Source organism: Oceanospirillum sanctuarii, from assembly GCF_002150805.1.
Classification (GTDB): Bacteria; Pseudomonadota; Gammaproteobacteria; order Pseudomonadales; family Halomonadaceae; genus Oceanospirillum; species Oceanospirillum sanctuarii.
Genome location: NZ_MTBA01000004.1, coordinates 105,016 through 130,883 on the forward strand (window position 1 = coordinate 105,016; position 25,868 = coordinate 130,883).

General features: G+C 50.3%; 20 protein-coding genes and 1 riboswitch. Of the genes, 12 read left to right on the forward strand and 8 right to left on the reverse strand.

Features of this window, described 5'->3' with window-relative positions; genetic code table 11:
- Positions 1–138: 138 nt before the first annotated feature.
- Positions 139–2,418, reverse strand: a complete 2,280-nt coding sequence (gene clpA / locus BV405_RS07445) for an ATP-dependent Clp protease ATP-binding subunit ClpA (RefSeq protein WP_086480250.1) — start codon at positions 2,416–2,418, stop codon at positions 139–141.
- 78 nt (positions 2,419–2,496) lie between these two features.
- Positions 2,497–2,859 (reverse strand): ATP-dependent Clp protease adapter ClpS, encoded by a 363-nt coding sequence (gene clpS, locus BV405_RS07450; RefSeq protein ID WP_086480251.1) that lies wholly within the window; start codon positions 2,857–2,859, stop codon positions 2,497–2,499.
- A gap of 546 nt (positions 2,860–3,405) precedes the next feature.
- Between clpS and BV405_RS07455 the strand changes: the two genes are divergently transcribed.
- The 9 genes from BV405_RS07455 (at position 3,406) to BV405_RS07495 (ending at position 15,364) form a co-directional block, all read left to right on the forward strand.
- Positions 3,406–4,155, forward strand: coding sequence for a pseudouridine synthase (locus tag BV405_RS07455; protein WP_086480252.1), 750 nt, complete (start codon positions 3,406–3,408; stop codon positions 4,153–4,155).
- A gap of 64 nt (positions 4,156–4,219) precedes the next feature.
- Positions 4,220–4,711, forward strand: coding sequence for an NUDIX hydrolase (locus tag BV405_RS07460; protein ID WP_086480253.1), 492 nt, complete (start codon positions 4,220–4,222; stop codon positions 4,709–4,711).
- A 156-nt stretch (positions 4,712–4,867) separates the two neighbouring features.
- Complete coding sequence (gene mnmA, locus BV405_RS07465; RefSeq protein WP_086480254.1) at positions 4,868–6,031, forward strand: tRNA 2-thiouridine(34) synthase MnmA; 1,164 nt, start codon at positions 4,868–4,870, stop codon at positions 6,029–6,031.
- A 58-nt stretch (positions 6,032–6,089) separates the two neighbouring features.
- Complete coding sequence (gene hflD, locus BV405_RS07470; RefSeq protein WP_086480255.1) at positions 6,090–6,716, forward strand: high frequency lysogenization protein HflD; 627 nt, start codon at positions 6,090–6,092, stop codon at positions 6,714–6,716.
- A 276-nt stretch (positions 6,717–6,992) separates the two neighbouring features.
- The gene (gene purB, locus BV405_RS07475) at positions 6,993–8,360 is read left to right on the forward strand and encodes an adenylosuccinate lyase (protein WP_086480256.1); all 1,368 of its coding nucleotides are present in this window, start codon (positions 6,993–6,995) and stop codon (positions 8,358–8,360) included.
- Positions 8,361–8,519: 159 nt separating this feature from the next.
- The gene (locus tag BV405_RS07480) at positions 8,520–9,689 is read left to right on the forward strand and encodes a cupin domain-containing protein (RefSeq protein ID WP_086480257.1); all 1,170 of its coding nucleotides are present in this window, start codon (positions 8,520–8,522) and stop codon (positions 9,687–9,689) included.
- 679 nt (positions 9,690–10,368) lie between these two features.
- The gene (locus tag BV405_RS07485) at positions 10,369–11,964 is read left to right on the forward strand and encodes an isocitrate lyase (RefSeq protein ID WP_086480258.1); all 1,596 of its coding nucleotides are present in this window, start codon (positions 10,369–10,371) and stop codon (positions 11,962–11,964) included.
- Between the two features lie 276 nt (positions 11,965–12,240).
- Positions 12,241–12,810: a hypothetical protein gene (locus BV405_RS07490; protein ID WP_086480259.1), complete on the forward strand. Its 570-nt coding sequence runs from the start codon at positions 12,241–12,243 to the stop codon at positions 12,808–12,810.
- A gap of 316 nt (positions 12,811–13,126) precedes the next feature.
- The gene (locus tag BV405_RS07495; RefSeq protein WP_086480260.1) at positions 13,127–15,364 is read left to right on the forward strand and encodes an NADP-dependent isocitrate dehydrogenase; all 2,238 of its coding nucleotides are present in this window, start codon (positions 13,127–13,129) and stop codon (positions 15,362–15,364) included.
- 111 nt (positions 15,365–15,475) lie between these two features.
- On the opposite strand, the gene BV405_RS07500 is transcribed toward BV405_RS07495, so the two are convergent.
- Positions 15,476–16,204, reverse strand: coding sequence for a hypothetical protein (locus tag BV405_RS07500; RefSeq protein ID WP_086480261.1), 729 nt, complete (start codon positions 16,202–16,204; stop codon positions 15,476–15,478).
- Between the two features lie 74 nt (positions 16,205–16,278).
- Positions 16,279–17,112: a 23S rRNA (adenine(2030)-N(6))-methyltransferase RlmJ gene (locus BV405_RS07505; protein ID WP_086480262.1), complete on the reverse strand. Its 834-nt coding sequence runs from the start codon at positions 17,110–17,112 to the stop codon at positions 16,279–16,281.
- Positions 17,113–17,313: 201 nt separating this feature from the next.
- Positions 17,314–17,394, forward strand: a riboswitch (cobalamin riboswitch).
- 157 nt (positions 17,395–17,551) lie between these two features.
- Between BV405_RS07505 and BV405_RS07510 the strand changes: the two genes are divergently transcribed.
- Together BV405_RS07510 and cobO are read left to right on the forward strand one after the other, a co-directional pair.
- On the forward strand, positions 17,552–19,366 hold the full coding sequence (locus tag BV405_RS07510) for a TonB-dependent receptor domain-containing protein (RefSeq protein ID WP_086480263.1): 1,815 nt from the start codon (positions 17,552–17,554) through the stop codon (positions 19,364–19,366).
- 31 nt (positions 19,367–19,397) lie between these two features.
- Positions 19,398–19,997: a cob(I)yrinic acid a,c-diamide adenosyltransferase gene (gene cobO / locus BV405_RS07515; RefSeq protein ID WP_086480264.1), complete on the forward strand. Its 600-nt coding sequence runs from the start codon at positions 19,398–19,400 to the stop codon at positions 19,995–19,997.
- Between the two features lie 180 nt (positions 19,998–20,177).
- On the opposite strand, the gene BV405_RS07520 is transcribed toward cobO, so the two are convergent.
- From BV405_RS07520 to BV405_RS07530, 3 genes are all read right to left on the reverse strand, one after another.
- Positions 20,178–20,777 (reverse strand): indolepyruvate oxidoreductase subunit beta, encoded by a 600-nt coding sequence (locus BV405_RS07520; RefSeq protein WP_086480265.1) that lies wholly within the window; start codon positions 20,775–20,777, stop codon positions 20,178–20,180.
- On the reverse strand, positions 20,777–22,699 hold the full coding sequence (locus tag BV405_RS07525) for a thiamine pyrophosphate-dependent enzyme (RefSeq protein WP_217895596.1): 1,923 nt from the start codon (positions 22,697–22,699) through the stop codon (positions 20,777–20,779). Before BV405_RS07525 ends, BV405_RS07520 begins: the two co-directional genes overlap by 1 nt.
- Before the next feature lie 296 nt (positions 22,700–22,995).
- Complete coding sequence (locus BV405_RS07530) at positions 22,996–24,348, reverse strand: class II 3-deoxy-7-phosphoheptulonate synthase (protein WP_086480266.1); 1,353 nt, start codon at positions 24,346–24,348, stop codon at positions 22,996–22,998.
- Between the two features lie 266 nt (positions 24,349–24,614).
- Here BV405_RS07530 and BV405_RS07535 point away from each other — a divergent pair, with 266 nt between their 5' ends.
- Positions 24,615–25,226, forward strand: a complete 612-nt coding sequence (locus BV405_RS07535; RefSeq protein ID WP_086480267.1) for a Yip1 family protein — start codon at positions 24,615–24,617, stop codon at positions 25,224–25,226.
- 105 nt (positions 25,227–25,331) lie between these two features.
- On the opposite strand, the gene BV405_RS07540 is transcribed toward BV405_RS07535, so the two are convergent.
- The gene (locus BV405_RS07540; RefSeq protein WP_086480268.1) at positions 25,332–25,622 is read right to left on the reverse strand and encodes a YciI family protein; all 291 of its coding nucleotides are present in this window, start codon (positions 25,620–25,622) and stop codon (positions 25,332–25,334) included.
- Positions 25,623–25,868 lie beyond the last annotated feature (246 nt).

Here is a 25,868-nt window from a genome sequence, read left to right on the forward strand (position 1 = left end):
ATCGGGCTTTTTTGGCTGCACTCGTTTTGATCTATCAAACCGACACATTAAACGATCGCCATAAAAAAGCCCCGCCGAAGCGAGGCATTTTTTACTCATGACCGATCAGATAAGACCGGATAAATCAGAGCCAGAGCATCAGGCAACTTCACCTGCTTTTTCAGCCTCCAGTACGATCTCTCCATTCTCATCCAGAGTGACATGAACTTCACCGCCACCGGTCTCTGCCAGGTCACCAAACAGGATAATCTCAGCCAGCGGTTTCTTGATTTTCTCCTGAATCAGACGCGCCATCGGACGGGCCCCCATCTCAGGATCATAACCATTTTCCGCGAGCCAGTTCTTAGCATCATCTTCCAGTACCAGCTGCACTTTCTTCTCATCCAGCTGCGCCTGTAGCTCTACCAGGAACTTATCAACCACGTTACGGATCATTTCGAAGTTCAGTGCAGAGAACTGAATAATGCCATCCAGACGGTTACGGAACTCTGGTGTAAAGGTCTTACGGATAACCTCCATACCATCAGTACTGTGATCCTGACTGGCAAAACCGATGGAACGACGACTGATCGCTTCCGCACCGGCGTTAGTGGTCATAATCAGAATGACATTACGGAAGTCCGCTTTACGGCCATTGTTATCGGTCAGCGTTCCGTGATCCATCACCTGCAGCAGCAGGTTGAAGACTTCAGGGTGTGCTTTCTCGATCTCATCCAGCAGCAGTACGCAATGCGGGTTCTTGGTAATCGCTTCAGTCAGCAGGCCACCCTGATCGTAACCGACATAACCCGGAGGCGCACCGATCAGACGGGATACGGTGTGACGCTCCATGTATTCGGACATATCGAAGCGTACCAGCTCAATACCCATGATATTTGCCAGCTGCTTACTTACCTCGGTCTTACCAACACCGGTAGGGCCTGCGAACAGGAAGGAACCGATTGGTTTCTCCGGCGATTTCAGCCCTGCACGGGACAGTTTGATAGCGTTCGACATGGAAGTGATCGCATCGTCCTGACCAAAGACCAGCATCTGCAGGTTTTTCTCCAGATCTTTAAGGACTTTCTTGTCAGACGTAGTAACACTTTTCGGTGGAATACGCGCAATCTTAGCGACAACCGTTTCTACCTGCTCCACATCGATCGTATCAACACGATCTTCTTCTTTAAGAAGGCGCTGATACGCACCGGCTTCATCAATTACGTCAATCGCCTTATCCGGCATGTGACGGTCATTGATATAACGATCTGCCAGCTTAGCCGCTGCCTCCAACGCTTCGTTGGTGTACTTCAGATCATGATGTTTCTCGAAACGACTGCGCAGACCTTTCAGAATCTCAATCGTGTCATCAACGGTTGGCTCCATCACATCCACTTTCTGGAAGCGGCGGGCCAGAGCACGATCTTTCTCAAAAATGCCACGGAACTCCTGGAAGGTAGTGGAACCGATGCAGCGGATCTCACCGGAACTCAGCAGGGGTTTCAGCAGGTTAGAGGCATCCATCACACCACCGGAAGCTGCACCAGCGCCGATAATGGTGTGGATCTCATCAATAAACAGGATCGCATGAGGCTGCTTCTTCAGCTCGCCTAACAGGGCCTTCAGACGCTTCTCAAAGTCACCGCGATATTTGGTACCCGCCAGCAGCGCGCCCATATCCAGCGAGTAAACCACGCTTTCCTGAATCACATCAGGTACTTCGCCATCGATGATGCGCTTAGCCAGACCTTCAGCAATAGCGGTCTTACCCACGCCAGCTTCACCCACCAGCAGCGGGTTGTTTTTGCGGCGACGGGCCAGAATCTGAATAACGCGCTCTACTTCATGGTCGCGACCCACTAAAGGATCGATACGCCCCAGGCGCGCCTGCTCATTCAGGTTGGTTGAGTAACCCGTAAGAGGATTATTGGCATTGCCTTCCTGTGCACCATCTTCTGATTCTTCATGGTGATGCTCTTGCTCCATCGGCGCTTCATGACCGGCAACCTTGGAGATTCCGTGAGAGATGTAGTTAACCGCATCAACACGGGCAACATTCTGTTGGCGCAGGAAGTAAACCGCCTGACTTTCCTGCTCACTAAAGATAGCAACCAGAACATTAGCGCCGGTTACTTCACTTTTACCGGAAGACTGAACGTGGAATACCGCACGCTGCAACACGCGCTGAAAGCCAAGTGTAGGCTGAGTTTCACGTTCCAGTTGGTCATCAGGAATCAGAGGCGTGGTCGAGTTAATAAAGTCCTGCAACTCGATACGCAGCTTGTTCATATTGGCACCGCAGGCCTGAAGCACGCGTGCGGCAGAGTCATTATCCAGCAACGCCAGCAACAGATGTTCAACTGTCATAAACTCATGGCGTTTGCTGCGAGCTACGGTAAATGCAGCGTTTAACGTTGATTCGAGGTCTTTGCTTAACATGGGACTACCCTCTCTTGCCGCTTTTTTATATCGGCCCTTTTTATTCCGGGATTGATTCCGGTATCAGCCCTGAAGGCTTCAATCAGCCTGCTCAATATCACACATCAGTGGGTGTTCATGTTCTCTTGAGCACTGATTTACCTGGGCGCATTTGGTTTCAGCAATATCCCTGGTAAATATTCCGCACACGCCCTTGCCTTGGGTGTGTACTGCCAGCATGACTTGCGTGGCTTTCTCCTCATCCATGTTGAAAAACACGGTGAGCACTTCAACAACAAACTCCATCGGTGTGTAGTCATCATTCAGCATCACTACTTTGTACATTGGCGGACGCTGAAGTTCAGGTTTAGACGGAGCGACTGCCACTCCGCTGTCACCGTCGTGCTGATAAGGATCTGAATGGTCATCCTGATTAACGATGGTGAAATAAGGGTTTGCCATGGCGGTACCGCTAATCCTCTATTTTTAAGTTTAGTTTAAAGCGCGCTTTAGCTAAAAAATAAGCACAGATTTGATCAAACTCAAGTTTATAAATCGGTCAAGCAGGCAAAACGCTTAAGATTCCTAAGTCTAAGAGCCGCCTTTTATGACCCTGCTGTTTATCTATATGGGGCTAATAACCTAGTTATAAACTAAGAATAATTAAAAATTCCGGAAACACAACGTACCAAAGTCGGATAACACCTTATTTTTTCAGCACTTTACCCTGATGTGTGAAATCTTTAACAGATCACACAAAAGCACAACAAACAAAACCTACACCAGCTCGGCATCCAATCACCGGCTAAACAGCCGATCAGACTGAGGCCTGTTCCGAAATGAATACGATAAAAGGATCCGGAAAAACCAAACCCATGCCGGGATCAGCCTGCATCCGACTGCAACTCCCTATATCAAGCCGGCTCTTTGCTTTAAAATCTGATACTTAAGTCGTTTACTGCATCACCTGTTTTACTCTGCCAAGCGTTAAAAGGATCATCTCACCCCATGAGCCGACTGATTTTATTCAACAAACCCTTTCAGGTTCTGTCCCAATTTACGGACTCTGAAGGACGCAGCACCCTGGCAGACTATATAACTGAATCCGGCATCTATCCCGCAGGTCGCCTCGATTACGACTCCGAAGGCCTGTTGCTGCTGACCGATGATGGCCAGCTGCAGCACAGAATTGCATCGCCAGATATGAAGCTCCCCAAGACCTATGTTATTCAGGTTGAAGGTGACGTGACTGAAGAAGCCCTGCAACAACTGCGCAAGGGCGTAGAGCTAAAGGACGGCATGACACGTCCGGCCAAAGCCAGAAAGATCGGCGATCCGGGCTTTGCTGAACGCAATCCGCCGGTTCGCAAGCGTCAGAGCATCCCAACATCCTGGGTAGAGCTTGTCATCAGTGAAGGGCGCAACCGCCAGGTACGCCGCATGAGTGCGGCGGTCGGCTTTCCAACCCTGCGCCTGGTTCGCACCCGTATCGGCAACTGGACGCTGGAAGGCATTAGCGAAGGCGAAAGCGCTGAGATCGAGGTCAACCTACCGGTTGTACCTAAAAACACCTCTTCCAGAGCAAAAGCCAAAAGCACAGCTCCGGGAAATCGCAGCAAAAGACCAATCGGTAAAAGCCCCCCCAACAGCAACAAGGATGGAAAAAGTAACAGGGGTGGAAAAACCGGTAATCGCCCCCACTCTAAAGGACATTCGCGCACTGGGCAGAAAAGCCCCACTGGCAAAGCCAAGCGCTAACCACTTTATCCATGTGCTGCTGCCTAATGAGCAAGAGCACCGCAAAATGCTTTAAAGGATCACCATGCTGTCACGTGACGATGTCTGGAAACCCAATTCCACCGTAGCCACGGTTGTTGTTAAAAAAGATGCGGAAACCGGTGAAGACCGCTTCCTCGTAGTTGAGGAATGGAGTCAGGGCCGCAAGGTACTCAATCAACCTGCCGGCCATATCGAGAAGGATGAAAGCCTAATCGATGCAGCCCTCAGGGAAACGCTGGAGGAAACCCGTTGGGACGTGCGTGTTACTGCGTATATGGGGCTATATATCAACAAAGCTTCGGAACAGCTGACCTATCACAGACACTGCTTTATCGCCGAACCGGTTCAGCATCATCCTGATGCCATTCTGGATGACGGTATCGAAGATGCTCACTGGCTGACCTGGGAAGAGCTGCTTCTGCAAGCAGCAGAAGACAAAATGCGAAGCGAAGCGGTGTTAAAGTGCTTTGAAGATTACCGAAAAGGTAAAAGCTACCCGCTGGATCTGATTACGGACTTCAGCCACCCGGAATAACAAGGCAGCTCAGTTAGTAGAGCAAAAGCCAAAAGCATCCGTACAGAACAGCTACAAGCCCTTTAACAACCTCAACGAGTTTAACTGCGCGGGCAGGTAACATCCGTTATAATCCCGCCAGTCTGCCCAATACTGAAAAACGATTAGCGAATCATCATGCCAAACAGTCAAAACAGCCCGGAAAGCCAAACAGCCAACAGCAACACTAACGCCACTGACAACAGCCAGATCAAAGTGATCGTTGGTATGTCCGGCGGTGTTGATTCTTCCGTATCTGCCGTCCTGCTGATGCAGCAGGGTTATCAGGTAGAAGGCCTGTTTATGAAAAACTGGGATGAAGATGACGGTACAGAATACTGCACCGCCAAGGAAGATCTGGCAGATGCTCAGGCGGTTTGTGATCGTATCGGTATCAAACTGCACAAAGCCAACTTTGCTGCAGAATACTGGGATAATGTTTTCGAGCACTTTCTGGCGGAATATAAAGCAGGACGCACACCAAACCCGGACATCCTGTGCAACAAAGAGATCAAATTCAAAGCCTTTCTGGAATACGCCGAAGCATTGGGCGCAGATCTGATTGCAACCGGCCACTATGTTCGCCGTGGCGAACAGGATGGTAAAGCAACGCTGCTGAAAGGTCTGGATAACAATAAAGACCAAAGTTACTTCCTGCACGCCGTCGGCCATAACGAGATCGGTAAGACACTATTCCCGGTGGGCGAAATTGAAAAACCGGAAGTACGCCGCATCGCAGAAGAACATGATCTGATTACCGCCCGGAAAAAAGACAGCACAGGCATCTGCTTTATCGGTGAACGCCGCTTTAAAGATTTCCTGCAGCAATACCTGCCAGCACAACCGGGCACCATCTGCACACCGGAAGGTGATGTGATCGGCAAACACAGCGGCCTGATGTACTACACCATAGGTCAGCGTCAGGGATTGGGCATCGGCGGTCTGAAAGAGTACTCAGAAGATCCTTGGTTTGTGGCCGAGAAAGATCTGGATAACAACATCCTGATCGCCGTACAGGGCACCGACCACCCACTACTGTTCAGCCGTGGCCTGAAAACAGAGAGTGTTGACTGGGTTGCCGGTGAGCCACCGGTTGCGGGCGAGTTCAAGTGTCGCGCTAAAACCCGCTACCGTCAGGATGATCAGGCCTGCACCGTGAAACCTTTGGGCAATAACGAGTTCGAAGTGATCTTCGATGAGCCTCAGCGTGCCGTTACTCCGGGGCAATCCGTTGTTTTCTATCTGGATGATATCTGTCTGGGTGGCGCCGTGATCGAAAAGACCTGGCGCGACGAAGCCTGAAACTGAGCAACAGACAACAGCATCCGGACACACTGACTACAGGAATACTAAGACGACTATGAGCTCAACCCGACAGGATCAGGAACAGGCTTTAGCACTGGCAGGTGTTTTTCAGGCTGCCGCACTGGTACATCAGCTGGCGAATAAGGGCATGGTGGGTCAGGATAGCTTTGAAACCAGTATCGCCAGTATTCTGGTAACCGATCCGGAGAATACTCTGGCGGTTTACGGAGGTTCAGCTCATGGGCTGAATCTGGGGATTCGTACCCTACGCGGTTTTGTGAATAAGGATAACGACACTTCGACCCACGTACTGCGCTATGCGATGTCGATCCTGTATCTGGAAAAACGTCTGCGCAAAGATAATCAGATGCTGAACGCCATCGGTCAGCGTCTTGAGCAGGTAAAAATGCAGAGCCATCACTTCTCAAATACCCATGAGAACGTGATTGCCAGTATCGCCGGCCTTTATCAGGACACGATCAGCACCTTCTCCTTTCGAATCCAGGTACAGGGCGAACCGAACATCCTGCGTCAGAATTCTAATGCGGAAAAAGTTCGTGCCCTGCTATTTGCCGGTATCCGCTCTGCGATTCTCTGGCACCAACTCGGAGGCCGCCGTTGGAAGCTGCTTTTGGGTCGTAAGAAGATACTTCGCGCCCTGGATGAAGCTACACGACTCTGATTCGCACGCTGAATTTCTACAGTGACGTATCAATTAAGAGCTGCCCGGGGCGGCTCATTTGGTTTGTAGCCTGCACAAACCGAGACTCTTACACAGCCGGTACAATCGCAGCTGTAAGCATCAATAAAACCAGCTATAACCGCCAACAAAACCCAGCCCCAAGCCTCTGCAAAGCCATTAGACCGAGAAACATTAGCGGTAATCCTGTAATAAAGTTCAGTTTCAGGTATGATGGCGCCTTTCATGAAATCAGCTTACAGAGAGCAGTAACAAACAATGCAGCTTTCCAGCCTTACCGCAATATCCCCCGTTGATGGCCGTTATGGCTCTAAGACCGCTGACCTGCGCCCTTGGGTGAGTGAATTTGGTCTGATCCGTGCCCGTGTTGAAGTTGAAATCCGCTGGTTACAGCGTCTGGCAGATCACGATCAAATTGCTGAAGTTCCTGCACTGAGCGCAGAAGCAAACCAGATTCTGAACGATCTGGTTGCCAACTTCAGCGAAGAAGATGCTCAGCGCATTAAAGAGATCGAACGCACCACCAACCACGATGTAAAAGCGGTTGAGTACTTCATCAAAGAGCGTATTGAAGTTAACAGCGAACTGCAGGCAATCACTGAGTTTGTTCACTTCGCCTGTACTTCTGAAGACATCAACAACCTGTCTCACGCTCTGATGCTGAAAGGCGCACTGGACAATGTTGTTCTGCCAACCATGAAAGAAGTGGTTGAAGCGATCCGTCAGCTGGCAATCAACAATGCCGAACAGCCAATGCTGTCCCGCACCCACGGTCAGACTGCATCTCCGACCACTCTGGGTAAAGAGATGGCCAACGTTGCAGCGCGTCTGCGGCGTCAGGTTAAACAGATCGAAGCGGTTGAACTGCTGGGTAAAATCAACGGTGCTGTAGGTAACTACAACGCTCACCTGTCTGCTTACCCAAGCATCGACTGGGCTGAAAACGCTAAAGTTTTCGTTGAGAGCCTGGGTCTGACTTTCAACCCGTACACCACTCAGATTGAGCCACACGACTACATCGCTGAACTGTTTGATGCGGTTGCTCGTTTCAACACCATCCTGATCGACTTTGATCGTGATGTTTGGGGTTATATCTCTCTGGGCTACTTCAAGCAGCGCACTATCGCTGGCGAAGTGGGCTCTTCCACTATGCCGCACAAGGTTAACCCGATCGACTTCGAAAACTCCGAAGGCAACCTGGGTATCGCTAACGCTATCATGCAGCATCTGGCCGCTAAGCTGCCGATCTCCCGCTGGCAGCGTGACCTGACGGACTCCACGGTTCTGCGTAACCTGGGTGTTGGTTTTGGCCAGTCACTGATCGCTTATCAGGCTTCCCTGAAAGGTATCAGCAAACTGCAAACTAACGCTGATCGTCTGAATGCAGACCTGGAAAACAGCTGGGAAGTACTGGCTGAACCAATCCAGACTGTAATGCGTCGTTACAACATCGAAAAACCATACGAGAAGCTGAAAGAGCTGACCCGTGGTAAAGCGATCACGAAAGAAACCCTGCAGGAATTTGTTCAGACCCTGGACATGCCGCAGGAAGCGAAAGATGAGCTGATGCAGCTGACGCCGCACAACTACATCGGTAACGCGATCGATCAGGCGAAAGCGATCTAACGGTCTTCCGTTCAGTAGCAACGTCTAAAAAGAGAAGGCCCTGATATCCGTCAGGGCCTTTTTCTTTGGCTTGTGTTTCTCTGTTCTGCTCTTTTTTAGAAGTTCTGCCAGCAGAACTTTATTCACCCGTTTTTTTATTTTATATCCGGAAAGATAATTATGTTACAGCTCCCTGAAAGCCTGCTGGGCCATATCAGCTACGAAGAGTTTCTGCGGGATTACTGGCAGAAAAAGCCACTCTTTATCAAAAATGCCATTCCAGATTTTGAATCCCCGATTGATGAGCATGAGCTGGCGGGATTAGCCCTTGAAGAACAGGTGGAATCTCGCCTTGTAATGAAAACCGGGCCTAATGGCGAAAAATGGCACCTCGAAAACGGCCCTTTTAAAGAAGACCGTTTCAATGATCTGCCTAAGACTCACTGGACACTGTTAGTTCAGGCGGTGGATCACTACATCCCTGAAGTCGCCGCCCTGATGGAAGCCTTTGATTTCATCCCGAGCTGGCGTGTAGATGACATCATGATCAGCTACGCCCCCAAAGAAGGTAGCGTTGGCCCGCATCTGGATTACTACGACGTATTCCTGCTGCAGGCTCAAGGCACTCGTCGCTGGCAGATCGGTGGTTTTGCTGATGACAAAACGCCTTTTATTCCGGATGTTGCCCTGCGCATTCTTCAGGAATTCGATGCCACAGAAACCTTTGTCTGCGAACCGGGTGATCTGCTCTATCTGCCGCCGCAACTGTCACACTATGGTGTATCCCAGTCCGATGACTGCATGACCTGGTCTGTGGGCTTCCGCGCCCCTTCTGCCGATGAGATCGTAACCTCCCTGGCTGACTATATTGGCGAGTCACTATGTGAAGATGATCGCTACAAAGATCCCGATCTGGCGCTGCAAAGCCACACCAGCGAGATCGGTGACGATGCGATCAGCCGCGTACAGGCGATTATTCAGGAAAAACTGGCAGACAAAGCGACCATTAAAGCCTGGTTTGGCCGCTATATGACCCAGCCCAAGTACCTGGATCAATTGGTTCCGGCTGAAAAAGCCCTGACTCTTGCTGAACTGGAGCAGGAAATCGCTAGCGGAATGGCAATTTGCCTGAGCGAAGGTAGCCGACTGGCCTTCTCAAATGCCGAAAATGGCATTTTGCTGTTTACTGATGGCGATGGATTTGACGTTTCAGAGCAGGATCAGCAGGTAGCTCTCTTTCTCACGGAGCAAAAACATCTGACACAAGATGAATTATCTTCATCATCAAATGAATTTAAAGAAATTATATTAGAGTTAGTTAACCGTGGTTCACTTTTCCTAAGTGACTAAACCATTGTAGACAGTCACGATAATCGTATCGTGACTGTCAGCTCTCTCTTTTTACTCCTTCCAATCTGCTCTGGCATAACAATCTGTTACAGCCCAAGATACCGACCTCTGAGCCCCACCTGCCTTAAGATAGAAAGCAATCCTGACACACTGTTCAGTTTCGACCTTCATAACACACCATTAAAAACGACCAGATTGTCGACAATCCATAAGATACAGCCGTCAAAACCCCGTCATAAAACCGTCATTTCTGAAAGTAAAACTACAACAGTTTTGCGATGCAGCAAGAAAAATTCATTCAAACGGTAGTCAGACTACAGAAAACAATTTGTAGTGTAGTTACAACAACTTATATAGCCCAAAGTAGCGTTTGCAAAGGCTTTACAGCTTAGGGCATAGTAAAAACACACAAAACGACAAACACTCGTTTTAAGCGCCGGACAAATTTTCAAAGAAGATTTCTGACACTTAAAACGCGTAGCTGCCGGAGTGACAGAAACAGCGACTAACGCTGTTTCAAAATCACAGGCACAACAAGAATGGATCTGCTCCGACGGCACATCGAAGCAGAACAAAGGATACCTTAAGGCTTCAGGCACAGCGTTAACGGAACAAGCATCCGACAACGGTGAAGCCTTAAGGGAATAACCTAACAGGCACACTCTGTAGAGGAAAAAGCATGTCAACTTACAAACAAGACATCGATGCAGTAGCAACACTGAAAGAAACCAACGGTTCTCCATGGGATGCAATCAACCCAGAGTCCGCAGCACGTATGCGCGCTCAGAACAAATTCAAGACCGGTCTGGACATCGCTAAGTACACTGCTGGCATCATGCGTCGTGACATGGCTGAGTTTGATAAAGACAAAACCAAGTACACTCAATCTCTGGGTTGCTGGCACGGTTTTGTAGGTCAGCAGAAACTGATCTCTATCAAGAAGCACTTCGGTTCTACCGAGCGTAAATACCTGTACCTGTCTGGTTGGATGGTAGCAGCTCTGCGTTCTGACTTCGGTCCTCTGCCTGACCAGTCTATGCACGAGAAAACTGTTGTAGCAGACCTGGTTGAAGAACTGTACACCTTCCTGCGTCAGGCTGATGCACGTGAGCTGGGCGGTCTGTTCCGTGAACTGGACGCTGCTCGTCAAGCTGGCGACGCTGCTCTGGAAGCACAGATTCAGGACAAGATCGACAACCACGAAACTCACGTTGTACCGATTATTGCTGACATCGATGCTGGTTTCGGTAACGCTGAAGCAACTTACCTGCTGGCTAAGAAAATGATCGAAGCGGGTGCTTGTGCACTGCAGATCGAAAACCAGGTTGCTGACGAGAAGCAATGTGGTCACCAGGACGGTAAAGTAACTGTTCCTCACGCTGACTTCCACGCGAAAATCCGCGCTCTGCGTTATGCCTTCCTGGAGCTGGGTGTAGACGACGGTATCATCGTTGCTCGTACTGACTCTGAAGGTGCTGGTCTGACTAAAGAGATCGCTGTTGTACGTGAGCCAGGCGACCAAGGTGACGTTTACAACTCTTACCTGGATTGCGAAGAAGTTACTCCAGAGCAAACCGCTGAAGGTGACGTACTGATCAGCCGTAACGGCAAGCTGGTTCGTCCTAAGCGTCTGCCTTCCGGTCTGTACCAGTTCCGCTCCGGCACTGGCCATGAGCGTTGCGTATTTGACTGCATCGAAGCTATCAACGCGGGTGCTGACCTGCTGTGGATCGAGACTGCGGTACCTACCGTTCACGAAATCCGCGACATGATGAACGATGTTCGTAAAGTACACCCAGATGCGAAGCTGGTTTACAACAACTCTCCATCTTTCAACTGGACTCTGAACTTCCGTCAACAGACTTACGATGCATGGGCTGCTGAAGGTAAGGACGTATCTGCATACGATCGTGCTGACCTGATGAACGCTAAGTACGACGATTCTGAGCTGTCTGCTGCTGCTGACGACCGTGTACGTACCTTCCAGGCAGACTGTTCACGTGAAGCGAACGTATTCCACCACCTGATCACTCTGCCGACTTACCACACTACTGCACTGTCAGTAGACAACCTGGCTAAAGAGTACTTCGGTGAAGCTGGCATGCTGGGCTACGTAGCTGGCGTACAGCGTAAAGAGATCCGTCAGGGTATCGCTTGTGTGAAACACCAGAACATGTCCGGTTCTGACATCGGTGACGATCACAAAGAATACTACGCTGGTGAGAACGCTCTGAAAGCTGGCGGTGCGAAAAACACCTCTAACCAGTTCAACTAAGCAGCCAACGCTGTTCAGTAAAACTGGATAAGGGAAGCACTCTGAGTCAGATTCTTCTGACTCAGAGACACCCTGAAAAAGGCGGCCCTTGTAAAAGGTGCCGCCTTTTTTATTAAGAAATATTGATACGATTGATACGGCGCTTCAGGATCGAAGCAAAACAGCCCAAAGGGAAGAAAGACGTTTTTTACGCTAGAATGGCAACCCGATTTAACTGCAAACTGAATTAGCGGTTCAACTTTTACAGATTGTTTAACTTTTACAGATGGCCCGACTATGACAACTGAAACACCAGCTTTTCTGAAAGATGCAAAAAATTTGTTAACCGAACAGGGCTTTGCCACAAGCAACATCTGGTATCACGGCACCTCATCTGCACTGGTAGATGCCATTCAGGAAGAGGGGCTGAAACGCTCCGGTGATCTGGCTCTGAAAGAAGCCGCCAAGAAAACCATGGCAACCATTGGCGATGATCACTACACCGAAACTACGGAACCTGTTTTTCTGACCCAATGCAAAGAGCTGGCCTACTACTGGGCGCAGCAAACCGTCAGAAACCGCAGTGTTCGCATCGAAGGCGACGAACAACCGGTTGTACTTTCCGTAACGCTGCCGGATGACGTTAACACGTCGGTTAATCCGGATGTCGGCGCAGCAAGCCTGCTAATGGTCAAAGAAGGTGAAAACTACCTGGCGTTTCTGGCGGGTGTGTATCAGGAAAACGGCCAGACAGTTCCTTCTATCGATCTGATGAAAGCGGATCGCATGGACTATCTCAACTTGCTGGGCATGGCCTATATCGACCGCGATCTGTCAGCAGACTACATCGATCTGATCTGCGAATAACCTCTGTGTTCCAGCTCCATAAAAGCCCGCACCTTGCGGGCTTTTTGCTTTCAGACTATCTGACAACACCTTGTTTTTACTCCACAAAACAGATTTGCAGCAGACATTGCAGGCCGTTTTGTAAAAAAATTTCCCATCTAAGCCTTAAATAGGTATTTACTAGCCATAAGTTGTAATTCTCCACCATATAAAAAGGCGTTGTTTTTTAGTACAATCCAGCGCCAACAGACAGAATTAAAACTCCTTCAGATCTTAGATGACCACAAGTCATCTCGTCTTAGGTCTTTGGCTACACGCCATAACTAAAGGGATAAAAATGACAACTCCAACTCCAAATTCAGAGCAAAAAATCGTCTACACCCTCACTGATGAAGCGCCGTTTCTGGCGACTGGCTCTCTGTTGCCAATCGTTCGCGCTTTCACTTCTGCTGCGGGTATTAAAGTCGAAACAACTGATATCTCCGTTGCAGCCCGTATTCTGGCTGGCTTCCCTGAGCGTCTGACCGAAGAACAACAGGTTACTGACACTCTGGCAGAGCTGGGCGAACTGACTAAAGATCCATCCTGCAACCTGATCAAACTGCCAAACATTTCTGCTTCTATCCCTCAGCTGAAAGCAGCTATCGCTGAGCTGCAGTCCCAGGGCTACGACCTGCCGGACTACCCGGATGAAGCAACCACTGACGAAGAGAAAGACATTCAGGCTCGCTACTCCAAAGTTCTGGGTAGTGCGGTAAACCCTGTTCTGCGTCAGGGTAACTCTGACCGTCGTGCGCCTCCGGCTGTAAAAGCATTCGCACGTAAGTTCCCACACTCCATGGGCAAATGGAGCATGGCATCCCAGTCTCACGCTGACTACATGCGTGGTGGTGACTTCTTCTCCAGCGAGCAGTCTGTAACCATGGACGCTGCTGATGACGTTCGTATCGAGTTCGTTGATAAGAGCGGCAATGTTGAAGTTAAGAAAACCATTCCTCTGGAAGCCGGTGAAGTATTCGACAGCATGTTCATGAGCGCTAAAGCGCTGGACGCTTTCTTCGAGCGCACTTTGCAGGAGTGTAAAGAAGATGGCGTTATGTGGTCTCTGCACGTTAAAGCGACCATGATGAAGGTTTCTCACCCGATCGTATTCGGCCACGCGGTACGTGTTTTCTACCGTGAAGTGTTCGAGAAATACGGCGAGCTGTTCGAGCAGCTGGGTGTTAACCCGAACAACGGTATGAACAGTGTTTACGAGAAGATCAAAACACTGCCTCAGTCTCAGCAGGAAGAGATCGAAGAAGCGATCCACGCTTGCTACGAGCACCGTCCTGAAATGGCAATGGTTGATTCCGTTAAAGGTATCACCAACCTGCACATCCCAAGCGACGTAATCGTTGATGCGTCCATGCCTGCGATGATCCGTAGCTCCGGTAAGATGTGGGGCCGTGACGGCAAGACTAAAGACACTAAAGCAGTAATGCCTGAGTCTACTTATGCACGTATCTACCAGGAGATGATCAACTTCTGTAAGACTAACGGTGCATTCGATCCGACCACTATGGGCTCTGTACCTAACGTTGGTCTGATGGCGATGAAAGCTGAAGAATATGGCTCTCACGACAAGACTTTCGAGCTGAAGCAAGACGGAACTATGCGCGTTGTTAAATCCGACGGCACCGTACTGATGCAGCACGAAGTTGAGAAAGGCGACATCTGGCGTGCATGTCAGACTAAAGACGCTGCAGTTCGCGACTGGGTGAAACTGGCTGTGACCCGTTCCCGTCAGTCTGACACTCCTGCTATCTTCTGGCTGGACGCTGAGCGTGCTCACGACCGTCAGCTGCGCCTGAAAGTTGAAGAGTACCTGAAAGAGCACGATACCGAAGGTCTGGACCTGCGTATCATGGGCTACAGCCGTGCGATCCGTACCTCTATGGAGCGTATGATCCGTGGTAAAGACACCATCTCTGTATCCGGTAACGTACTGCGTGACTACCTGACCGACCTGTTCCCAATCATGGAACTGGGTACTTCTGCGAAAATGCTGTCTATCGTTCCTATGCTGAACGGCGGTGGCATGTACGAAACTGGTGCGGGCGGTTCTGCTCCTAAGCACGTACAGCAGGTTCAGGAAGAGAACCACCTGCGCTGGGATTCTCTGGGTGAGTTCCTGGCTCTGGCTGTTTCTCTGGAAGAGATGGGCATCAAGAACGACAACCCTCAGGCAAAACTGATGGCTAAAGCTCTGGATGCTGCAACGGGTCAGCTGCTGGAGAACAACAAGTCTCCTTCCCGTAAAGTGGGCGAGCTGGACAACCGTGGCTCTCACTTCTACCTGGCAATGTACTGGGCACAGTACCTGGCAGAGCAGACTGAAAACGCTGACCTGGCTGCACGCTTCGCGCCTCTGGCTAAAGCAATGACAGAGAACGAAGCTAAGATCATCCAAGAACTGGCTGATGCACAGGGTCAGGCTGCAGATCTGGGCGGTTATTACCACCCTGATATGGCTAAAGTTGATGCAGTAATGCGTCCAAGTAAGACTCTGAACGACATTCTGGCTTCCCTGTAAGACAGATATCGGAATGAATCGAGCTTAACGCTCACCAAAAACCCGGGCTTGCCCGGGTTTTTTTATGCCTGACTGATCAGACCAATTAAGATGCTAAGAGTAAAAATGAAATCAGAACAGCTGCTTTGCCGACAATAACCACCAATTCCATTGACGGGCAAAGATTTCCAGAATATTCGGAGCCGAATCAGCACAGCTCTGATCAATCACCAGCGTCATTACGCCATCTTCCATCAGGGTTTGATTTTTCTGAAGGCTTCGGGCTATCAAGGCATCTTCTGTTTTATAGACCCAGTAGCTTTGTTGCGGGTTGATCGACATATAGGTCGACGACCCAAATCGGGTATCCACCAGAAAACTGTCAGCCCCTTCCACCAGAGACTCACCAAAGGCAAACCAGGTTTCAGGCTTAAGATCATGCAGGCTCGGCACCGCCTTCTGCGCTTGTTCAATGACACTGAATCGCCCACTCAGACGATCCAGCGTCACTCGGGAATCTGCACCCAGTAAAACAGCAATGCCTTTCCATTTCAGAAAGCTGGCATCCAGCTGCCACTGATCACCCTGAATACGATAATTTTCTACCGTACATTCAGGAAAACGTGTCACCGAAGCCAGATACCAATCTTTACCGAGGGATTCAAACTCAAGCCGGGCAACCGGCTGTTCGCTGTTGAAGCGGGAATAGACATAATAAGGAGCAATCAGGGACCAGAGCACCAGCAAAACCAGCATCAGAGGCCAGACACGCCAGATACCGAGCAAACGTCTCAATAGAGACTCTTTCCCCTTGCGTGACTTTTGCTCTGATGCCTGACTCGTGCTCTTTTTATTCGCCATCCCACCCCATCCTTAGTCAAGGTTGATCGCTTCTCTGCAACCTTTTTACTGCCCCCCCCCGAAGAAGTGACAGCTTACTCGCCCACCAGCCAACGAATATCAGCCACACCAGTTTCACCCAACAGTGCTTTAGCAAGCTCCGGCAGGCACTGTTGCAGCTCTTCATCCAGCTGATACGGAGGATTGATAATCATCATGCCGCTACCGATCATGCCGAAAGTCTCGTCTTCCTGCGCTTCACGACAGATTTCCGCCACCAGAATACGGCGGATACCACTGCGCTCAAAACTGTCCAGCATCATCTGGCTTTTATCGGCAATCAGTACCGGATACCAAAGCGCATACACACCTGTCGACCATCGTTTATAGGCGCTGGAAATGCTTTTGATCGCTTTATCGTAATCACTTTTGATCTCGTAAGATGGATCCATCAGCACAACCCCGCGGCGAGGTTCCGGCGGCACAATACCCGGCAGGCCTTCAAAGCCATCCCTGTGATGAATAGCAGTATCCGGCCAGCGGGATGCTTTTCGCTTCAGGGTACTGGTTTCGTTGTTGTGCAGCTCCATCAGCTGTAGTTTGTCACCAGCGCGCTGATAGTGATGGGCAATAGCAGGAGAGCCGGGATAATACTCCAGCACACCAGAAGGGTTATAGGCTTTAATCAGCTCACGGTAGCTCTCAGGCAGAGCAGGATGGTCAATCACCCGCACGATACCTTCGCCAGCTTCACCGGTTTTCTCCGCCTCCTCACTCAGCAGATCATAATCCACACCACCGGAATGGGTGTCGATGTATGAATAAGGCTTAGCCTTTTTGTGCATCGACTGAAAAATCAGCGCCATAGTCAGGTGCTTAATCACATCGGCGTGGTTTCCCGCGTGGTAAGCGTGACGATAACTGAGCATAGAGAACCCTTTGCAAGAAGCTATAAAAAGGGGCCGTAAAAGACGGCTCACCTGAGAAATGGCGCCATTGTAGCACTGTGCAAATTGAGCACCTAATCAGCAAATCATTCAACAGAGAATGAAGACCGCTCATAACAAGCTGAAAATCACTGGCTTGACTCAACAAAAGATAACTATATGATGCGCCTACGTTTTGAGCTGGGGAAACAGGTGGAATTCCTGCGCTGCCCCCGCAACGGTAAGTGATTTTGTCCAAGACGACTAAACACAAGCCCGATTACCAGCTCACAACGCTTCGGAGTTATTCCTGACTCCCGAGTATTTACGGTGTTGCGGAGGGCGACACCGGTGTAACTCAAGCTATCTCCTACCGGACATTGCCGCTGTTGCGCCTGCCCTCCCTCACGCTTATCTATTGCGCTGAGGATTGTGTTTTACCATGAAGAAAATTGTACTGGCCGCCGCTGTTTCTGCCGCCCTTTCGCCTGCAGCCTTTGCTGCAGACCCAATGACCATTGTGATTACTGCGGGTCGAACGCCTCAACCACTAGAAAATGTTGAAGAATCAACACAGGTCATTACAAGCGAAGAGATAGAACAACAGCAAGCTACATCATTACCCCAACTACTAAGCAAACAACCAGGGCTACAGGTCAAAACCAGTGGCGGACCAGGCACGCAAAGTACACTCTACCTGCGTGGACTTGATGCCAAACATATCCTTGTTTTGATTGACGGTATCCCTGTTGGCTCAGCTACCAGTGGTACAGCCAGTCTTGAGCATATTGATCCAGACATTATCGAGCGTATCGAAATTGTTCGTGGACCAAAATCAAGTCTTTACGGCGGTAATGCAAACGCTGGTGTGATTCAGGTCTTCACCAAAACGGCTTCTGCAAAAGAGACTGGAGGCAGCATTAAAGCCGGTTACGGCTCCAATAACACCTTCAGCACAAGTCTTTCCGGTACCTATGCTGATAACAGCTCTAAAATTTCAGCAACTGTTAGTCGTTTCCAGACAGATGGTATTGATGCCATTGACAACAATATTGACGAAGATGATGGCTATGAAAACCTGACGTTGTCACTGTCAGGCTCACACCTGCTGTCAGACTCGACTAAAATTTCAGCGGGGTATTCTCACTCTTCAGGCAACAACGAGTATGATGGCTGCAGCTCCAGTACCAATGACTGTAGCAGCGACTTTACTTATCAGATCATCAATGCCGGTGTATCACACGACTTCTCTGATACCGTCAACCTTGAGACCCGTATCAGCTCAATGCTTGATCACAGCAGAAGCATAGAAGACGGCGAAAAAGGTGATACTTTCGAAACACAAAGCAATTTCTTCAGCAGTATTGTCGGTATTCAGGCAACCTCCAATGTCATCGTTCATGCCGGTCTTGATTATCAGGTTGATGATGTAGGTGAAAGCACACCGAGTGGAAGCGCCTATGACGAAACAAGTCGAGACAATACCGGCGTATTTGTCAGTGCAGGTTTTGATAACAATACCGCAACCGCAGAAGCCTCTGTTCGCTATGACGACAATGAGAGTTTTGGCGATTTCACTACTTATGGCCTGGGTGCAGGTTACCGCATTAACTCGCTGATTAAAGTGAATGCGAGTCTGGCAACTGGCTTCAAGACGCCAACCTTCAACGATCTCTACTACCCGAACTATGGTAACCCTGACGCAGAGCCAGAGACTTACACCACTAAAAGCATTAGTGCGACTCTGACTCCAAACCGTCAGGTTAAAGCGATTGCAACCCTTTACCGGACCGAGGTTGATGACCCTCTGAACGTCAACAATGATTCTGTCGAAAACGGTGATGACTCAAGAATTACCGGTAAAGAGCTGACGGTTATGTACACCGAAAGCAATCTGGAACTTGCCGCTATACATGAGTCGCTTGATCCTGAAAACAAAGACACAGGCAAAGATCTGCGATTTGTTGCCCGTCAGAAAACTACAGCGTCTGCCACTTATAGCATCAACCAACTTTCTGCAGGCATTGATATTGAGAACGTTGGCAAACGCTACAAAGATAATGACAATGAGGTCGAACTAGACAGCTATACCCTCGTTCACCTGAATACAGGTTATGATCTGCAAAAAGATCTGAAACTTGTCTTTAGCGTAAAGAACGTCACTGACGAAAATTACGTCAGCAACCAGACTTACGGTGGCGACGACTACAATGTAGAAGGCCGGACCTTCTTCGGCTCTGTCCGCTACCGCTTTTAAAACACTGCTTTAAGATACAACCGGAGACCCCATGACTGATCGTGATACCCGCCATAAAAAGGCGATGCAAAAACGCAAAGAGATGGTTGATGCCAAAGTTGCCAAGGCAACGGAAGAGCGAGGCATTGTCATTGTGATTACCGGTAACGGTAAGGGCAAAACTACATCAGCATGGGGCACTGTGGCCCGTAGCCTCGGCTACGGCTACAAAGTAGCAGTAACGCAGTTTATTAAAGGCACCTGGGATTGCGGTGAGCGCGATATCTTTGAAGGCAACCCGAATCTGACCGTCCATGTGATGGGCACAGGTTTTACCTGGGAAACTCAGGATCGCGAGCTGGATAAAACCGCCTGCCGTGCTGCCTGGGAAAAGACCCTGCCGAATCTGAAAGATGACAGCATTAAGCTGGTGGTGCTTGATGAGATCACCTACATGCTGAAATACGGTTATCTGGAGATTGAAGAGGTGCTGGAAGCCCTGAAAGGTCGTCCGAAGGATCAGTCTGTGATTCTGACCGGTCGTGCTGCACACCGCGATCTGGTGGAATACGCCGATACCGTTTCTGAAGTACGTGATGAAAAACACGCCTTCAACGCCGGTATCAAAGCGCAAAAAGGTATCGACTGGTAACCCGACCGATACCTGAAAAGCTCGAAGGAAAGCCCGTTAAACAAATCTGTTTGCGGGCTTTTTCTTTTTTACACCCACAAATTTGCAACCACAAAAAAGCCAGTCCCATAAAAAGATCAGGACTGGCAAGCTCTAACGATTCACACAGTTAACTCTTCTAAGACCATGCTCAGAGAAGCATTAGTTGCCTTGAGCGGCTTCCCTACCCGCTGCAAAAGCGATCCGGTTAAGCTCCACCAACTGATCTGACTTATGGGCAAAGCGCTTAAGCACACTCTGCTCCAGCACCTCGGTATCAAAGGGCAGCTGTTCCGATATGGCGCCCAACATAATGGTATTGATCAGACGACGATCCCCCAGTTTGATGGCGATATGACCGGCATCAAAAGCATGCACCTCACGCGCACCCTGAATATCAGCAATGGGATCTTCCGGATACTGAAACAAACCGGAACTGACCACAGGCGGCGACTGACGATAGGTATTCACCATAGCCACGCCACTGCCTTTCAGATAGTTAATCCAGCGCAGTGCTTCTGCCGGTTCAAATGCTACCAGCACATCCGCTTCGCCGGACGTAATCGCCGGAGAGTGCACCTTTGGGCCGAAACGCACATGGGAGGTCACTACCCCACCACGCTGCGCCATACCCGCCACTTCTGTCTTTTTCACATCCATACCCAGCGATAACGCAGATTCCGCCAGAATCTCCGCCGCGGTCATCACGCCCTGACCACCGATACCAGCCACTAAGATGTTGGTAATTCCCTGAGAGCCCATCACTTCACCTCCACAACCAGATTATCGATATTCTGGCTCTGAAGAGCCTCATAGCCGTTTGCCACCAAGGAATCCGCCGGCACGATGGCATCCGGAGCGCAGGTGTTTACGCACAGATTACAACCTGTACAGGCGCTGGTATCGATATCCGCAAAAGCGAGCTCTTTCTCTTTGCCATTCGGCTTAATCACCGTCTCTCGACGGCTGACCAGAATCGCGGGGCACCCCACATCCAGACAGTTACCACAGCCGGTGCAATCATCCGCTTCCACTTTGAGCGGCTGCATCGCTTTATAGCGCTCGGTCAGCACACAGGGCTGGTTGGTGATGATCACGGAAACATCGTCGATCTTGGTTTCATCCCGCAGGGTTTTAAACAGGGTAGGCAGTTCATAAGGGTCGACCTTATGAATGCGCTCTTTCTTCACGCCTAAGGCTTCGACCAGCTGAGGGAAATTCACCTGAGCTGTCTGCTCACCCTGCAGGTTGATACCACTTGACGGAGCATTCTGCCCACCAGTCATACCTACCGCGCGGTTATCCAGCAGCAGAATGGTGGCGTTGCCCTTGTTATAGGTCAGATCCAGCAACCCCTGCATTCCCATGTGCAGGAAGGTGGAATCACCAATCACCGCAACTACCTTCTTGTTGGCATCTTCCGGTTGGCGACCTTTATCCAGACCCAGCGCTACCCCCATGGATGCGCCCATACTGATACAGGTATCCAGCGCATTCCACGGATGGCCGGCACCTAAGGTGTAGCAGCCGATATCACCGGAGATGTAGGTGTTTTTCACCTTAGATAGCGTGTAATAAACGCCCAGATGAGGACAGGCCACACACATGGTTGGCGGGCGTGGGAACACCTCCTGCGCAGCAGCGATCAGCTCAGGTTGGGCGGCCGATTTAACCTCTTCGGCAGCTGATGTGCCTCCCTCAAGGGAGCGCTTCAGCACATCCGGTGTCAGCTCACCCTGTTTTGGCAGTACTGACTTACCTTCCAGCGCGATACCTTCCGCTTTCAGCTCTTTCTCCAGCAGGGGTTCTACCTCTTCTACCAGAATCAGGCGTTCAACCTGCTGACTGAAGGCTCGGATTTTTTCCACCGGCACCGGATAGCTGAAACCGAGTTTCAGCACGGGCGCATCAGGATAAGCCTCTTTCACATGCTGATAAGCCACACCGGAGACCACAAAACCGAGATCTGAACGCTCGCCTGCTTCAACACGGTTTAACTCAGATGCTTCAGCAGCTTCTGTCAGAGCCTCATCACGGGCATGCATCAGCGGAATCCGCCCTTTGGCATTACCCGGCACCATCACTAGACGGGAAGGATCTTTAACAAAACCCGCCTGAGGTTGCGCTGTAACCGCATCCTGAGTCACAAGCGTGCCCTTCACATGGCAGATTCGGGTGGTCACCCGCACCAACACCGGCACCTGATATTGCTCTGAGAGATCAAAGGCGGCACGGGTGAAATCGTAAGCTTCCTGAGTATCACTGGGTTCCAACACCGGCAGATGGGCAAAACGCCCCCAGAAGCGGGAATCCTGTTCATTCTGAGAGGAGGACAAACCCACATCATCCGCCACCACAATCACCAGACCACCCACAGCACCGATCAGGGTTTGAGTCATCAGGGCATCGGAGGCAACATTTAAGCCCACATGCTTCATGGCGCAGAGGGCACGACTACCCGCCAGCGAAGCCCCTATCGCCACCTCAAGCGATACCTTTTCATTGATCGACCACTCAGAATAGATATCAGGATATCGTGAGACATATTCCAGAATTTCGGTGGATGGGGTTCCGGGATAAGCCGCCGCGACTTTAACCCGGGCATCTCTGGCAGCCAGTGATACGGCTTCATTACCAGAGACAAACAAGCGTTTATCTGTATCTACAGGGGATCTGGCGTTCAAGTTGGTAGTCCTCAATCGAAGATTCGTCTCTTATTAAGCTCTGCACAAGCATTACAAAATGCTTAACCCGAATAATTTTTATGTATCGATTTTTTGACGGGCTTTGCCATCCTAAAAGGAAGCAGATCTTCTCTTGTTGACCCATATCAGCCTTCACAGCGCTCCATTAGCCAAAAACAACAACTAACAGGGCGATTTACGGCTTTAGTCGCAAAAAAAAAGCGCCGAAGGGAAACCTTTCGGCGCTTTTGTCAACTTTGCGTTACAGCGTCTTAGGCTGACCGCAAGATTGGAACTTAACGCGCGGCTTTCAGACTATCCGCAATAAGGAAGGCCAGCTCCAGTGACTGATCCGCATTCAGACGCGGGTCGCAGAAGGTGTGGTAACGATCACCCAGATCATCTTCAGTAATCTTAAAGCGGCCACCGATGCACTCGGTCACATTGCGACCAGTCATCTCAAGGTGAACACCACCGGCATGGCTGCCTTCCGCTTTATGAATCGCGAAGAAACGGCTCACCTCACCCAACACAGCATCTACATCACGGGTTTTATAACCGGTAGAGGCTTTAATGGTGTTACCGTGCATCGGATCACTGCTCCAGACCACGCTGCGACCTTCCGCTTCAACCTTACGGATCAGCGCAGGCAGGTGATCACCAATCTTATCCGCCCCCATACGCACGATCACATTCATGCGACCCGCTTCGTTATCCGGGTTGATGGCATCCAGCAGACGAATCAGATCATCCGGATCTGTGGTTGGGCCCGCTTTCACACCGATCGGGTTTTTCACGCCGCGACAGTATTCCACATGAGCACCATCCAGCTGACGGGTACGGTCACCGATCCACAGCATGTGTGCAGAGCAGCCGTACCAGTCGCCACTCAGGCTGTCCTGACGGGTCAGTGCCTGCTCGTAGGGCAGCAGCAGTGCTTCGTGAGCGGTATAGAAACGGGTTTCGTTGATACTTGGTGTATTCTGCGGACTGATGCCGCAAGCCCGCATAAAGGCCAGTGTTTCGTCGATACGCTCCGCCAGATCGTGGTAACGCTCCAGCGCCGGACTCTTCTCAACAAAGTCACGGTTCCACTGGTGTACCTTGTGCAGATCTGCCATACCACCACGGGAGAACGCACGCAGCAGGTTGAGGGTCGATGCCGCCTGATTGTAAGCCTTAACCATACGGGCTGGGTCAGGCACACGGGCAGCCTCGGTGAAGGCGTTATCGTTGATGATATCGCCACGGTAGGATGGCAGGGTCACGCCATCGATCGTTTCGGTATCTGCTGAGCGCGGCTTAGCAAACTGACCGGCCATACGGCCCACTTTCACCACTGGGCTCTGGCCACCAAAGGTCAGCACCACCGCCATCTGCAGTAGCACCATAAAGGTGTCACGAATATGGTTAGCGGAAAACTCATCAAAGCTCTCGGCACAATCACCGCCCTGCAGCAGGAAGGCGCGGCCAGCGGCTACTTCAGCCAGCTCAGCCTGAAGCTGACGGGCTTCTCCGGCAAAAACCAGCGGCGGAAGACCGGCCAGTTCCTGCTCAACATTCTGTAAGGCGACCTGATCCGGATAGTTCGGCATTTGTCGCGCAGTTTTCTCTCTCCAGGATGCCGGTGTCCAGATGGTATTACTCATAACGGTTCCATTTCTCTGCATATTGCGACCTGCCCTCAGACAAAACAGGCCACCCTTAGGGTAATGTGTAACAGTCTGATTATTCTGATGAATCCTAATGACATTACTATGTCACCGCCCCAAGGGGAAGCCCGAAAAGCCCATCCCAGAGCCATAAAAGTGAAAAAGAAAGGATCTGAGTCCGCCGATGAATCGTAAGCTCTCTAAAGGAGTGTCGTTTTGCCCATCAAAGGAGAAAAAATACCAGCTGCTGCGAGGTAATCGTCATGCTACTGAATCATTTGCCGGGCATGTTTACTCACCCGGAATCCGAATGGAAAGCGATCCGAAAAGAACACGCAAGTCCCACCCGCATCTACGTCGCCTATATAGGCTTGCTGGCTCTGATCGGCCCGGTCTGCGCCTATATCTCCACCACCCAATTTGGCTGGCAGGTGGGTAGCGGGCCACTCACCAAACTCAGCTCCGCCAGTGCCCTTCAACTGAACCTGCTGACCTATCTTGCCATTCTGGTGGGTGTCTTTGGCTTGGGCTGGATGATCGACTGGATGTCTAAAACCTATGGCAGCCAACATGATGAACAGGCCGCAAACGGTATCGCACTGGCGGCGTATTCCAGTACACCACTGATGATTGCAGGCTTCGCCTCACTCTACCCCGTGCCCTGGTTTAATATGCTCGCCTATCTGGTGGCAGCAGCCTACGCGGGCTATCTGATGTATAAAGGCCTGCCAAGCGTATTGGGTATCGAAGAAGACCGCGCCTTCTTCTTCAGCGGGGCAATCCTGACTATCGCTCTGGTCTATCTGGTGGGCACCCGCATCGGCACCGTGATTATCTGGAATCTGGGCTTTGCGCCGGAGTTTATCTACGGATAAAACTGAAATTTTCATACCAAAAAGGCCTTTCAGAGAAATCCGAAAGGCCTTTTATTATTAACTGGAGGCGACTTGCTTCAGGGTTATATGCACCGCCTGATGACGTTACCCTTCCAACAGAAATTCCAGGTTTTCACCCGCCTTAGTTGGGATCACTTCTGTCACTTCATAACTTGCCAAACCCTCACGATGAAAAGGGTCCTGAGCGAGAATATCGTTCAGCATCTCCCGGCTATCGACCTTGGCGATAATAACTCCGCCTGTTCGGGGTTCTTTACGCCCGGACAGAATAAAATGACCTTTTGAGTATTGTTCATTGAGATACTCAATGTGCTCCGGGATAAAACGATCAACCTCATCAAGAGGCACCTGATAACTCAACGAAATAATAAACATTCATAATCCCTTTTAAATATTGCCATTGAACCGGTTTTCATTCGTTAAGCTCATCCTTCTTGTTTACGAGATGCACTAACGGCGCTGCTCATTATTCCTGCACTTAACCATTCAGCGCAACAGCACTATCGGGAGCTTTTGCTTTTTTACTGAACCCTTCATACTCTACGCCACTAGATGCTGTCTCTGAACGATTCAGACCTTCAAGGGGCTAACAAGCCGCTTTATATCACCCGTTACAACAGG